General features: G+C 63.7%; 12 protein-coding genes, 1 riboswitch and 1 other annotated feature. Of the genes, 11 read left to right on the top strand and 1 reads right to left on the bottom strand.

All coding sequences use genetic code 11. The features are described from left to right. The first annotated feature begins 15 nt into the window (after positions 1 to 15). From BN2154_RS02700 to ileS, 5 genes are all read left to right on the top strand, one after another. Positions 16 to 1,299 carry a biotin/lipoyl attachment domain-containing protein gene (locus BN2154_RS02700; protein ID WP_050617325.1) on the top strand — a complete coding sequence of 428 codons (1,284 nt, stop codon included), beginning with the start codon at positions 16 to 18 and terminating at the stop codon, positions 1,297 to 1,299. 168 nt (positions 1,300 to 1,467) lie between these two features. After that, complete coding sequence (locus BN2154_RS02695) at positions 1,468 to 2,181, top strand: YggS family pyridoxal phosphate-dependent enzyme (protein WP_050617324.1); 714 nt, start codon at positions 1,468 to 1,470, stop codon at positions 2,179 to 2,181. A 30-nt stretch (positions 2,182 to 2,211) separates the two neighbouring features. After that, a complete protein-coding gene (locus BN2154_RS02690; protein ID WP_050617323.1) occupies positions 2,212 to 2,682 on the top strand; it encodes a cell division protein SepF in 471 nt (156 codons plus the stop codon). Positions 2,683 to 2,772: 90 nt separating this feature from the next. Beyond that, positions 2,773 to 3,546, top strand: coding sequence for a DivIVA domain-containing protein (locus BN2154_RS02685; protein ID WP_050617322.1), 774 nt, complete (start codon positions 2,773 to 2,775; stop codon positions 3,544 to 3,546). Between the two features lie 56 nt (positions 3,547 to 3,602). Then, positions 3,603 to 3,825 (top strand) — a binding site (T-box leader). Between the two features lie 69 nt (positions 3,826 to 3,894). Further along, positions 3,895 to 6,699: an isoleucine--tRNA ligase gene (ileS, locus tag BN2154_RS02680; RefSeq protein ID WP_050617321.1), complete on the top strand. Its 2,805-nt coding sequence runs from the start codon at positions 3,895 to 3,897 to the stop codon at positions 6,697 to 6,699. 57 nt (positions 6,700 to 6,756) lie between these two features. Here ileS and BN2154_RS15655 read toward each other — a convergent pair whose 3' ends face one another. Continuing rightward, positions 6,757 to 6,921 carry a hypothetical protein gene (locus tag BN2154_RS15655; RefSeq protein ID WP_154666626.1) on the bottom strand — a complete coding sequence of 55 codons (165 nt, stop codon included), beginning with the start codon at positions 6,919 to 6,921 and terminating at the stop codon, positions 6,757 to 6,759. A 132-nt stretch (positions 6,922 to 7,053) separates the two neighbouring features. Between BN2154_RS15655 and BN2154_RS15060 the strand changes: the two genes are divergently transcribed. The 6 genes from BN2154_RS15060 (at position 7,054) to BN2154_RS02655 (ending at position 12,759) form a co-directional block, all read left to right on the top strand. Beyond that, positions 7,054 to 7,230: an Arc family DNA-binding protein gene (locus tag BN2154_RS15060; protein WP_094762324.1), complete on the top strand. Its 177-nt coding sequence runs from the start codon at positions 7,054 to 7,056 to the stop codon at positions 7,228 to 7,230. A 6-nt stretch (positions 7,231 to 7,236) separates the two neighbouring features. Further along, a complete protein-coding gene (gene lspA, locus BN2154_RS02675) occupies positions 7,237 to 7,725 on the top strand; it encodes a signal peptidase II (protein WP_050617320.1) in 489 nt (162 codons plus the stop codon). Then, positions 7,700 to 8,614, top strand: coding sequence for an RluA family pseudouridine synthase (locus BN2154_RS02670; protein WP_050617319.1), 915 nt, complete (start codon positions 7,700 to 7,702; stop codon positions 8,612 to 8,614). Before lspA ends, BN2154_RS02670 begins: the two co-directional genes overlap by 26 nt. Positions 8,615 to 8,636: 22 nt before the next feature. Further along, a riboswitch (TPP riboswitch) is annotated at positions 8,637 to 8,754 on the top strand. A 71-nt stretch (positions 8,755 to 8,825) separates the two neighbouring features. Next, positions 8,826 to 9,413 carry an energy-coupled thiamine transporter ThiT gene (gene thiT, locus BN2154_RS02665; protein WP_238073712.1) on the top strand — a complete coding sequence of 196 codons (588 nt, stop codon included), beginning with the start codon at positions 8,826 to 8,828 and terminating at the stop codon, positions 9,411 to 9,413. Between the two features lie 6 nt (positions 9,414 to 9,419). Beyond that, a complete protein-coding gene (locus BN2154_RS02660; RefSeq protein ID WP_094762323.1) occupies positions 9,420 to 10,235 on the top strand; it encodes an HAD-IIB family hydrolase in 816 nt (271 codons plus the stop codon). Between the two features lie 160 nt (positions 10,236 to 10,395). Then, entirely contained in the window at positions 10,396 to 12,759 is a 2,364-nt protein-coding gene (locus tag BN2154_RS02655; protein ID WP_094762322.1) for a diguanylate cyclase, read from the top strand. Positions 12,760 to 12,803 lie beyond the last annotated feature (44 nt).

The following is a 12,803-nucleotide window of genomic DNA, read 5'->3' as shown; positions in this document are numbered from 1 at the left end:
GAAACGAGGCGTGGCATGAAGCAGCCCACAATCATTACAAAAGTCGTCATGCTGGTGATCTTTCTGGCCAGTGTGGTCTACCTGGTGGGGGCCGCCTGGCAGATTTTCACCGACCCCTTTTCCACCATCATGACCTACGAGTATACGGTGGACGACGCGGCGGAGGCCACGGGCTGGCTGGTGCGCACCGAGCAGGTGATCCCCGGCCAGGGCTCCATTGTGGACGTGCTTCCCGACCAGGGGGAGAAGGTGGGGGCGGGCCAGACGGTGGCGGTGGTCTACCGGGACGAGACCGCCCTGGACCGCAGCCGCCAGCGCCGGGCCCTGGAGCTGAAGCTGCAGCAGCTCAACTACACCCTGCTGCGGGGGGAGGCCTCCTGGGACAACCAGCGGCTGGACCAGTCCATCACCGACGCCATGGCCCGCCTGCGCGCCTCGGCGGCGGCGGGGGACCTGACCGGCCTGGAGGAGCAGGCCCTGACGCTGAAGAGCCTGGTGCTCCAGCGGGAGGCCACCTATGACGGGGCGGCCTCCATTGACGCCCAGATTCAGGCCGTCCAGGCCCAGATCAACGCGTTGGACCAGGCCTCCGGCGCCGATACCACCGCGGTGAGGGCGCCGGTGGCGGGGACCTTCTCCGCCCTGGCCGATGGCTACGAGTCGGTGCTCACCCCCGCCGCGCTGAACAACCTGACCCCCCTGTCCCTGGAGACGCTCACCGCCCAGCCGGTCGCCGCGCCGGAGGGGGCGGTGGGCAAGCTCATCACGAAGGCCACCTGGTATTTCGCCGTCACCGTGCCGGAGGAGGTGGCCGCGCGGCTGGTGGAGGGCTGGTCGGTGCGCATCCGGTTTTCCCGGGACTGGTCGGGAGAGGTCGCCATGAAGACCGAGTCCATCAGCGCTCCCCAGGACGGGCGGACGGCGGTGGTCTTTTCCTCCGACCGGCATCTGGCTGACACCTCCCTGCTCCGCCGCCAGACGGTGGATCTCATCTTTGACAGCACCACCGGCATCCGGGTGCCCAAAAAGGCCATCCGCACCATCGACGTGACCCGGACCGACCCGGACACCGGCGAAAAGGTCCCCACCGGGGAGAAACAGGTGGGGCTGTATGTGCTGACCGGCGTCCAGGCGGAGTGGCGGCCGGTGGAGATCCTGGCGGACGACGGGGACTACTGCCTGGTGCAGAGCGTCCTGTCGGACAACCCCACCGCCACCGAACAGAAAAAGATGCTGCGGGCGGGGGACGAGGTGATTGTGGCCGCCGAGGATCTGTTTGACGGAAAAGTGGTGCGATAGCGTCGTCGCAAAGTCCGCTATGCTCCATTTCCGCCTAACGGCGAAAGCTGTGCCAGCTCCCTTGCTCCTCCTTTCCCCGGCGAACCCGCTTCGCTGGGCTTCGTCGGGGAGTGCCGGGCGGTGGGGGGTGAGCGCTTTTTATCAGTCCAGGTATGGAGGTGCTTACATATGTCGCTGTTGGAAAACATCGCAAAGGTAAAGAAGAACATTGCCGCCGCCGCCCGGTCGGCGGGCCGGGGCCCGGATGAGGTCACGCTGGTGGCCGCCACCAAGGTCCAGAGCTCGGACACCATCCGGGCGGCCATCGCCGCCGGGATCACCGTCTGCGGGGAGAACCGGGTCCAGGAGCTCACCGCCCATCTGGCCGACTACGCCTACGATGGGGCCCGGGTCCACTTCATCGGTCACCTCCAGACCAACAAGGTCAAGTATGTGGTGGGCCGGGTGGATCTGATCGAGTCGGTGGACTCCCCCCGCCTGCTGGAGGCCATCGACCGGCAGGCGGCCAAGCTGGGCATCGTGCAGGACATCCTGCTGGAGGTGAACATCGCCGGCGAGGAGAGTAAGGGCGGCTGTCCGGCGTCAGAGCTGCCCACTCTGGCCCGCCTGGCCCGGTCGGCGGGGCACGTGCGGCTGCGGGGATTGATGTGTATTCCGCCCGTTGCCGCCGCTCCGGGGGATAATTGTATGTTTTTCCGCAAAACCCGGCAGCTTTTTGTTGACATAAGAATGGAAATGGGCGATAATGATTCTGATATCGACTGTCTCTCCATGGGGATGAGCGGCGACTACGAGGACGCGGTTCGCGAAGGGGCCACTCTGGTGCGGGTGGGCACGGCCCTGTTCGGGCCCCGGCCGCCTGTGCACGCCGGAACGGTCTGACCGGCCGGGAGACGGAAAGGAAGTACATCTATGGGATTCATTGATGAATTGAAGCGTCTGGCCCGCCCCTATGAGGACGAGGAAGAGGACGAAGAGGCATTTGACGACTTTGAGCCCGTCTCCCGGGTGGAGCGCAAGGAGAAGCCCCGGGAGGCCACCGGCGCGCTGTACGCCGTGGACCCGGAGCCCCGCCGCAGCAATAAGGTGGTCAACATCCACACCACCACCCAGCTCCAGGTGGTGCTGGTGAAGCCCGACCGCTTCGAGAACGCCGCCGAGATCGCCGACCACCTGCGGGAGAAGCGCACGGTGGTGCTCAACCTGGAGTCCACCAACAAGGACATCGCCCGCCGCCTGCTGGATTTCCTGTCCGGCGTGGCTTACGCCAACGAGGGCAAGATCAAGAAGGTGGCCATCTCCACCTATATCATCACGCCCTACAACGTGGATATTTTAGGAGATCTGATCGACGAGCTGGAAAACAACGGGCTGTACTTCTAGGGCCGGGCGCACAGAACCGGTCCGTACAGAGAGAATGCCGCGGGCGGAGACGGCTCCGCCCTCTTGGGCTGAGAAACGGGGGAATGGCGTATGATGACTCCGCAGGAGGTCTCCCAGCACGCCTTTGCCAAGGCGTCCTTCGGGGGCTACAACATGGCGATGGTGGATGAGTTCTTGGATGTGCTCACCGAGGACTACTCCGCCCTTTACAAGGAAAACGCGGTCCTGAAGAGCAAGATGAAGGTGCTGGTGGAAAAGGTGGAGGAATACCGCTCCACCGAGGACGCCATGCGTAAGGCCCTGCTCACCGCCCAGCGGATGGCCGACGAGATGGTTCAGGATGCCCAGCGCAAGCAGGCCGAGCTGCTGGCCCAGGCGGAGGCCGAGGCCCGGAAGAAGGTAGAGGCCCTGCGGCAGGAGGTGGAGAACGAACAGCTCCGCCTGACCGCCGCCCAGAGCTCCACCGCCGCCTATGTGGGCAAGCTGAAGGAGCTCTACCAGCACGAGATGGAGTACCTGGGCGGTCTGTCCCAGCTCTCCGCCCCCGCTCCGGCCGCCGATCCGGTGGACGCCGCCGTCAGCGACATCGACGCCTCCATCCACAAGCTGATGGAGGAGAAGCCGGCGGAGGACCTGGAGGACACCAAGGAGCTGGAGCCCGTTACCACGCACGCCGGCGGCGAGAGCGGCGGGCTGTACGGGGATCTGACCGGCTATTCCGCCGCCCAGGCGGAGGCCGAGATGCCCGGCGAGAAGTCCGGCGCGCCGGAGGAGCCCGCCGCCCAGCGGGAGGAGGCCCCCGCCCGTCATCTCGACTTTAAGGGCCTGGAGCACCACTTCGGCAAGGACTACGAGATCAAGTGAGAAGGATTGGGCCTTGACAAAGGGCCTGGAAACGGATAAAATGCTTTGGCAATAGGTAAAACGCGTGGAAGAGGACGAGTAGCGCCCCCGGACCGCTCAGAGAGCCGCCGTTTTGGTGCGAGGCGGACGGGAGAGGGACGCGAAGGATCACCTCAGAGCGGCCCGGCTGAACCGAGTAAGCCGGGACGGGCGGCGGCCGTTATCCGTCTTTGAGCGGCCGCGGCATCCCCGCGGCAAGAAGAGTGGTACCGCAGAGGTTTCAGCGCCTTTGTCTCTTAGGGAGACAAAGGCGCTTTTTATCTTCCAGACAGGCAAAATGATTGATGATATAGAAGGAGAAACGCACCCATGGACTACAACCAGACCATCCATCTGCCCCAGACCGACTTCCCCATGCGGGCGGGTCTGCCCAAGCGGGAGCCCGAGATGCTCCAGGCCATGTACGACAAGGACCTCTACCACAAGATGGTGGGCCGCAACGACGGCAAGCCCCTCTTCGTCCTCCACGACGGCCCCCCCTATGCCAACGGCAGCATCCACATCGGCACGGCCCTGAACAAGATCCTCAAGGACATCATTGTCAAAGAGAAGAACATGACGGGCTACTGCTCCCCCTACGTGCCCGGCTGGGACACCCACGGCCTGCCCATCGAGTCCGCCATCCTGAAGGACAAGAAGGTGAAGCGGGACGAGCTGACCACCAGCGAGTTCCGGGAGAAATGCAAGGAGTACGCCCTGAGCTTCGTGGACAAGCAGCGGGAGCAGTTCAAGCGCCTGGGCGTGCTGGGCGAGTGGGACGACCCCTACCTGACCCTGAAGCCCGCCTTTGAGGCCAAGCAGGTGGAGATCTTTGGCAAGATGGCGGAAAAGGGCTTTATCTATAAGGGCATGAAGCCGGTGTACTGGTGCCCCCATGACCAGACCGCCCTGGCCGAGGCCGAGATTGAATACCAGGACGACCCCTGCACCACCCTGTTCGTCAAGTTCCCCGTCCGGGACGACCAGGGCAAGCTGGGCCGGTACGCCGACCTGAGCAAGACCTACTTCGTCATCTGGACCACGACGCCCTGGACCATCCCGGGCAACATGGCCATCTGCCTCAACGCCGAGTATGACTACGTGCTCCTCCAGGCCCCCAACGGCGAGGTCTATATCCTGGCCAAGGACCTGGCCGAGTCGGTCTGCAAGGCCGCCCACATTGACTTTGAGGCCTCCAAGGTGCTGGCCGTCCTCAAGGGCAGTGCGTTTGAACGGATGACCGCCAAGCACCCCATGTTCGACCGGGATTCCGTCATCCTCAACGGCGACCACGTCACGTTGGACGCCGGCACCGGCTGCGTCCACACCGCCCCCGGCTTCGGCGCCGACGACTTCAATATCTGCCGCCAGTACGACGCCGCCGGGCTGACCCATATCGGCACCCCCGTGCCGGTGAACGCCAAGGGCGTCATGACCGACGAGCGGTACAACGGCCAGTTCTACGCCAAGGCCAACGACATGGTGGTAGAGGATCTGGAGGCCGAGGGTTTCCTCCTGGCCAAGGAGGAGATCACCCACTCCTACCCCCACTGCTGGCGGTGCAAGCACCCCATCATCTACCGGGCCACCGAGCAGTGGTTTTGCTCCGTGGACGCCATCAAGGACGCTGCCGTGGCGGCCTGCGACGGCATCCGGTGGAAGCCGGACTGGGGCAAGGACCGCATGACGGGCATGATTACCGAGCGCAACGACTGGTGCATCAGCCGCCAGCGGGTGTGGGGCGTGCCCATCCCCATCTTCTACTGCGATTCCTGCGGGGCGGATATCGTCACCCCCGAGACCATCCGGCATGTGGCCGCCCTCTTCCGGGAGCACGGCTCCAACGTCTGGTTCGACCGGGAGGCCGATCGGCTGGTGCCCGCCGGGTTCCGCTGCCCCAAGTGCGGCCACACCCACTTCACCAAGGAGTCCGACATCATGGACGTGTGGTTCGACTCCGGCTCCACCCACGCCGCAGTGCTGGATGAGCGGCCCTACCTCCATTTCCCCGCCGATGTCTATCTGGAGGGCGGCGACCAGTACCGGGGCTGGTTCCAGTCCTCCATGCTGACCAGCATCGCCGCCAAGGGCGTGGCCCCCTATAAGCAGATCATCACCCACGGCTGGACCGTGGACGGCGAGGGCAAGGCCATGCACAAGTCCCTGGGCAATGCCGTGGGCCCCGAGGAGGTCATCAAGGACTACGGCGCCGACATGCTGCGCCTGTGGGTGGCCTCGGCCGACTATACCCAGGATATGCGCATCTCCAAGGACATCATGAAGCAGCTCTCCCAGGCCTATCTGAAGATCCGTAACACCGCCCGGTACATGCTGGGCAACCTGTGCGATTTCAACCCCGACGCCGACCAGACGCCCCTGGACCGGATGGAGGCGCTGGACCGCTTCGCCCTGGCCTCCTTCAACGACCTGGTCAAGACCGTCCGCGAGGCCTATGTCCGCTATGAGTTCCACGCCGTCTACCGGGCGGTGTACAACTTCTGCGTGGTGGATATGTCCAACTTCTACCTGGACATCATCAAGGACCGGCTGTATTGCGGGGACGCCCACGGCCGCCGCTCCGCCCAGACCGCCCTGTATACCATCCTGGACGGCATGACCCGGCTCATCGCCCCCATCCTGGCCTTCACCAGCGACGAGATCTGGAGCGCCATGCCCCACACCGCCGACGTGAACACTGAGAGCGTCCTGCTCAACGACATGCCCGGCTACGACGAGGCTCTGGCCCTGTCCGAGGCGGACCAGGTCCGCTGGGATAAGCTGATCTCGGTCCGCGACGCGGTGAACAAGGCCCTGGAGAACGCCCGGGCCGCCGGGGTCTTTAAAAAGGCCCAGGACACCGAGGTCACCCTCTCCGTGGCCGAGCAGAAGGACGCGGACTTCCTGTCCGGCGTGGACCTGGCCACCCTGTGCATCGTCTCCAGGGTCACCGTCACCACCGGGGCGGTGGAGGGGGAAAAGATGGCCGACTGCCTCATCCCCTGCACCATCGCGGTCAAGCTGTCCGAGGCCCCTAAGTGCGTGCGCTGCTGGAACCATAACGAGCACGTGGGGGAGGACCACGACCACCCCGAGCTGTGCCCCCGTTGCGCCGGGGTCGTGCGCGCCGAAGCATAAGCAGACAAGCTGAGCCCCCGCGGCCATACGTTGTATGGCCGCGGGGGCTTTTTTGTTCTACGTTTCCCGAGGCGCCCAGTGCGGGCAGGTCTGGTCCTTGGTGCGCTTTTTGATCCGGGGGTACTTGCAGTGCCCGCAGTCCACCTCGTGGTATCCCTTGCCCCACTTCCGGTAGTGCTGGGCAAAGTATTTGCAGGTCCCGCAGATTTTTTCCTGTTCCATATAAATCACCTCGCAATATTGATATCATATAGATATCAAATTGTCAATATCTATATGATATCTTTTTGTATCGTTGCGGCGATAATATCATACTGATATAATCTTGATATCAAACAGAGAGAGGTGGGTCACATGGGACAACAGGAGAATCCCTATCCGCTTCGTTTGGAACGGGAAGTCATGTCAAAATTACGAGTGGTAGCCAAAGAAAATGGCCGCTCGATCAACAAAGAGATTGAGATTTGTCTCAAAAGGTATTTGGAAGCCTACGAAAAAGAACACGGCGCCATCGCCGTCCCCAAGGAGTAACCGCTCATGCTCTATGCCATCCTCATCCTCGCGCTGGTGGTTCTGGATCAGGTCGTCAAGTTTCTGGTCCGCGCCCACATCCCCCTGGGAGGTTCCCTCCCCTTCCTGCCCCACATTCTGGAGCTCACCTATGTCCAGAACACCGGGGCGGCCTTTTCCATGCTCTCCCAGCATACCTGGCTGCTCACCATCGTCTCCGCCGTGGTGGCGGTGGTCATCGCCGCCGCCCTGGTCAAAAAAGTGGTGAAGCACCCCTTTGGGGTCCTGTCCCTGTCGGTGGTCCTGGCCGGGGCGGTGGGTAACCTCATCGACCGGCTGTTCCTGGGCTTTGTCACCGATATGTTCCAGACCCTGTTTATGCGCTTTGCCGTCTTTAACGTGGCCGACATCTGCGTGGTCTGCGGCGGCATCGCCTTCGTCGTCTACATCCTCTTCTTTGCCGAGAAGCTGGAGAAAAAGGAGTCCGGCCATGACACCCATCCGGCTGACGGCTGACCGGGCTGGGGAGCGGCTGGACCAGTTTCTGGCCCGCTCGGTGGAGGGGCTGACCCGCTCGGCGGCCCAGCGGCTGCTGGAGGAGGGGGCGGTGACCCGGTCGGGCCGCCCGGCCCGGAAAAACGACAAGACCTCCCCCGGCGACGTGCTGGAGGTGGTCCTGCCCGACCCCGCTCCGGTGGACCTCCTCCCCCAGAACATCCCGCTGGACGTGGTATACGAGGACGGCGACGTCATCGTGGTCAACAAGCCGGTGGGCATGGTGGTCCACCCCGCCCCCGGCCATCCCGACGGCACGCTGGTCAACGCGCTGTTATATCACTGCGGAAATAGCCTTTCAGGAATCAACGGAGCGCTGCGCCCCGGCATCGTCCACCGCATCGACCGGGACACCTCGGGGCTCATCATCGCCGCCAAGAACGACGCCGCCCATCTGGCCCTGGCCGAGCAGCTCCAGGACCACTCCCTGTACCGGGAATACGAGGCGGTGTGCGCGGGCAGCCTGAGGGAAGACGCCGGCACGGTGGACGCTCCCATCGGCCGCCACCCCGCGGACCGGAAAAGGATGGCCATCGACCGGAAAAACGGCCGCCGGGCGGTGACCCACTGGGCCGTACTGGGACGGTATCCCGGCTGCACCCACATTCAATGCCGTCTGGAGACCGGCCGCACCCACCAGATCCGGGTCCACCTGGCCTCCATCGGCCATCCCATTCTGGGGGACACGGTGTATGGGGCCAAAAAGCCCTATCCCGGCCTGGTCGGCCAGTGCCTCCACGCCCGGCGGCTGTCCTTCCTCCACCCGCGCACCGGGGAACGGGTGACCGTGGAGTGTCCCCTGCCGGACTACTTCACCGCGTTGCTTGACAAGCTGTCCAGGCTGAGATAAAATAGGACCCGACCGCAGGACAAATCGAATACAGGGGCGCTGGACGCAAGTCCGGCTGAGATGCGAGGCGTATGGCCGCCTCCGGTCCCTTGAACCTGATCCGGGTAATGCCGGCGTAGGAAGCTGATTCGACACCGTGTCGTTTCTCCTGTACCGCTTGCGCTAGCTCCGGTTTGCGCTGCGGTACATTTTTTAAAAGGAGAAATGATCGATGACCTCTGCAAAACCGACCCGCTCCGCCGTGTCCGGCCGCACCCGCACCCGCATGCTGTGCGAAGGCGCCATTATGGTGGCCCTGGCCCAGATCCTGAGCTATATCAAGATCATGGAGCTGCCCAACGGCGGCTCCCTCACCCCAGCCATGTTCCCCATCCTGCTCTTCGCCGTGCGTTGGGGCCTGAAGGACGGCCTGCTGGCCGGCTTTGTATTCGGCCTTTTACAGCTCATCTTCGACGGCGCATATGCCTGGGGCTGGCAGTCCATGCTGCTGGATTATCTGGTGGCCTTTCCCCCGTTGGGTCTGGCGGGCCTATTCAAAGGGAAAAAGTGGGGCATTTTTGCCGGCACCGTCCTGGGTTGCCTGGGGCGCTTTATCGTCCACTTCATCAGCGGCATTACCATTTACCGTATCTACGCTCCCACCGAAATTCTGGGCACGGTGTTCGACGAGCCCAATCTCTACTCGCTCGTGTATAACGGCTCCTACATGCTCCCCAACACCATTCTGGCCCTGGCCATCGCCGGGCTGCTCTACGCGCCTCTGAAGAAATTCTATGTGGGGGAGGATATTCCGAAATAAGAAGGTGTGATTGGATTGGGCAAATTTGAGGGCGTTCTCCTGGCCAGTGACTTTGACGATACCCTGGTGGGCGGAAGCTGCGAGCTGTCCCCGGGCAACCGGGCGGCGCTGGCGTATTTCATCCGCGAGGGCGGCCGCTTTACCGTGGCCACCGGCCGGGCCCGCCGCACCTTTGCCCCCTATGCGCACACCATTCCCCTCAACGCCCCCGTGATTTTGTCCAACGGCGCGCTGCTCTACGACTTTGCTGCCGGGCGCACGGTGGTGGACCTGCCCCTGCCCGAAACGGCGGCGGCCGACCTGGGGCAGCTCTGCGCCGTCATGCCCCAGATCGGAGTGGAGACCTACCACGGCGACGACGTGTATATCTTTCAGCCCAACGCCTTCACCCAGCGGCATGTGGAGCGGGTCAGGACCACCTGGACCCAGCGGGACCTGCCGGACATGCCCCAGCCCTGGAGTAAGGCGGTGATCCAGGCCGATTACCAAAGCCTGCTGACTGCCCAGAAGTACCTGCTGGACCGCTGGCCGGACCGCTATGAGGTCATCTTCTCCAACGCGGTGCTGCTGGAGTGCACCGCCAAGACCGCCACCAAGGGCGGCATGGTGCTGAAGCTGGCCCAGCGGCTGGGCGTCGGCCGGGAACACATCTACTGCGTGGGGGACAATCAGAACGACATCCCCATGCTGGCGGTGTCTGCCGTGCCCTTTGCCCCCGCCAACTGTGCCCAGGCGGTCCGGGACTGGGGCGCCGTCCTCCTGTCTTCCTGCGAGGAGGACTGCGTGGCCCAGGTGATCCAGACGCTGGACCGGCGCTATTAAAAAGTTACGAAACACCCCGGAACGCACATCGTTCCGGGGTGTTTTGTGTCGGAAGAAATTACTCTGACTTTATAAATCGTGCTTCTCAAGGCCGGTCAGGTCTGCTATAATAGAGGCAGAAACCAGTTCATGCTAATATTTCCCAGAGAGGGGGGCCGACATGGAACGGACGCAGGCGGTGGAGTTTATCATCCGACTGGAGCAGACCTATCTGGAGCAGCGTGACATGAAGGCCCTTCTGGCGGCGATGGCGCCCGGGGTCACCTGGATCGGCAGCGGCCGGGGCGAGGTCTGCTGCGGAAAGCAGGAGGCGCGCCGCCTGCTGGAGCAAGACCTGGCCGAATACGGAGGAGCGTTCTCCATCACCGAGCGCTGGCAGGAGGCGGAGCCCCTGCCCGGCGAAGGCTGGCTGATCTATGGCGGATTCCGCGCCGAGCCCGGCGACCCGTCTGCCGGACTGGCAGAGCTGGACCTGCGGTTCAGCGCGGTCTGCACGGAAACGGAGGACGGCCTCCAACTCTGCCACATCCACCTCTCCCAGCCGGACTTTGATCAGCGGCCGGGACGGCTCTATGTCCTGCAGGACAGCCGGGCCCGGACGGAGGAATTCCGCCAGCGGGCGGCGGAGAGCCAGCGTGAGCTGCTGGATGTGATGGAAAATCTGCCCGGAGGGGTGCTCCGCTGCCGCGATGACAGAGGTTTTACCATCCTGCAGATGAGCAGCGGCTTTCTGGATATGGTGGGCTATCGCCAGACGGAGCTGGAGGAGCAGTACCACAACCGCCTGATTGATCTGATCCACCCCGACGACCGGGAAAATGTGCGGAAGAATTTCCGCGCGCCGGTGATAAACTCCACGGTGGAACAGGAGTACCGCCTGATCTGCCGCGACGGCCACCCGCTCTGGGTGCTGGATCGGTCCCGCCTGGTGCGCAGCCCCGGCGGCGCGCCGGTGTTCAACACCATGCTGATGGACATCACCGAGCGTAAGCAGGCCCAGGAGGCCCTGCGCCTGTCGCTGGAGCGCCATCAGATCATCATGGATCAGACCAACGACATCATTTTCGAGTGGAATATCGTACAGGATACCCTGAGTTTTTCGAACAACTGGCAGAAAAAATTTGGCTACGCCCCCATCCGGCGGGAGATCAGTACCCGCATCCCCAGCTCCAAGGACGTCCACCCTGACGACATGCCCGCCTTCCGCCAGCTCCTGAAGGCCGCGTCGGCGGGGGCACCCTATTCATCGGCAGAGTTCCGCATCCGTAGCTGGGACGGCCGCTATCTCTGGTGCCGTATCCGGGCCACCACACAGTTCGACAGCGAGGGCAGGCCCATCAAGGCGGTGGGGGTCATCACCGACATCGACGCCGAGAAGAAACACGAACAGCGGCTGCTGGAGCAGGCCCAGAAGGATTCCCTTACCGGTCTGCTGAACCAGAGCGCGGCACGATCCCGGGCCGCCGAGCTGATCGAGGGGCGGCGGCCGGAGGAGATTCAGGCCCTGATGATTCTGGACCTGGACAACTTCAAGAACGTCAACGACCAGTACGGCCATCTGTGCGGAGACGCGGTGCTCACCGACCTGGCGGCCTGTCTGAAGCGGCAGTTCCGGGGCTCCGATGTCATCGGCCGCATTGGCGGGGATGAATTCGCGGTATTCCTGTCCAGTCTGAGCCAGGCGTCGGATGCCGGGGTCAAGGCCGGGGAAATCCTGGCCGCCATAGCCGCCCTGCCGCTGGAGGGCGCCCCCGACCTGCAGCTCTCCTGCAGCGTGGGCATCGCCCTGTGCCCGGCCGACGGCGCCGACTACCAGCGCTTGTACCAGTGCGCCGATTTGGCCCTCTACCAGGCCAAGAGCCAGGGGAAGGCGTGCTTTGCCTATTACAGCCAGGAGCTGAAGGACGGTCCCGGCCGCAGCGGCAGGAGCCGCTCCGCCGTCAGCTCCCCCATCGACTCCGACTCGGTGTGCGACGTCACCGAACAGCTTGCCCGGTACGCCTTCCGGATGCTCTACGACGCCGGCACCACCGAGGCCGCCATCGGCCAGATGCTGGAGGTCGTAGGCCGGGCCTATGACGTGAGCCGGGTCTATATCTTTGAAAACAGCGCGGACGACACCCTGTGCTATAACACCTTTGAGTGGTGCGGCGAGGGGGTCTCGTCGGAACGGGAGAACCTCCAGGGCCTGTCCTACCAGGAGGACCTGGGGGATTACCAGTCCAACTTCGACGCCAACGGCATCTTCTACTGCCGGGACATCTCCACCCTCCACCCCGACCTCTATGCGGTGCTGGCCCCCCAGGGGATCTGCTCCATGCTCCAGTGTGCGATTCTGGACGACGGGCGGTTCAAGGGCTATGTGGGCTTTGACGAGTGCCGGGCCAACCGCTACTGGACCCAGGAGCAGATCGAATCCCTGACCCTGGTGGCCCGGGTGTTGTCCACCTTCCTGATGAAGCAGCGGCTCAGGGAGCATGTGCAGGCGCTGGAGCAGCGCCTGGCGCAGGAGAAGGAGCAATGAAAACCAAACCGCGGGACAGCCATTCGGCTGTCCCGCGGTTTTTC

The sequence above is a fragment of the Intestinimonas massiliensis (ex Afouda et al. 2020) genome, assembly GCF_001244995.1.
Classification (GTDB): domain Bacteria; phylum Bacillota; class Clostridia; order Oscillospirales; family Oscillospiraceae; genus Intestinimonas; species Intestinimonas massiliensis.
This window is presented reverse-complemented; position numbering and strand designations above follow the sequence as displayed.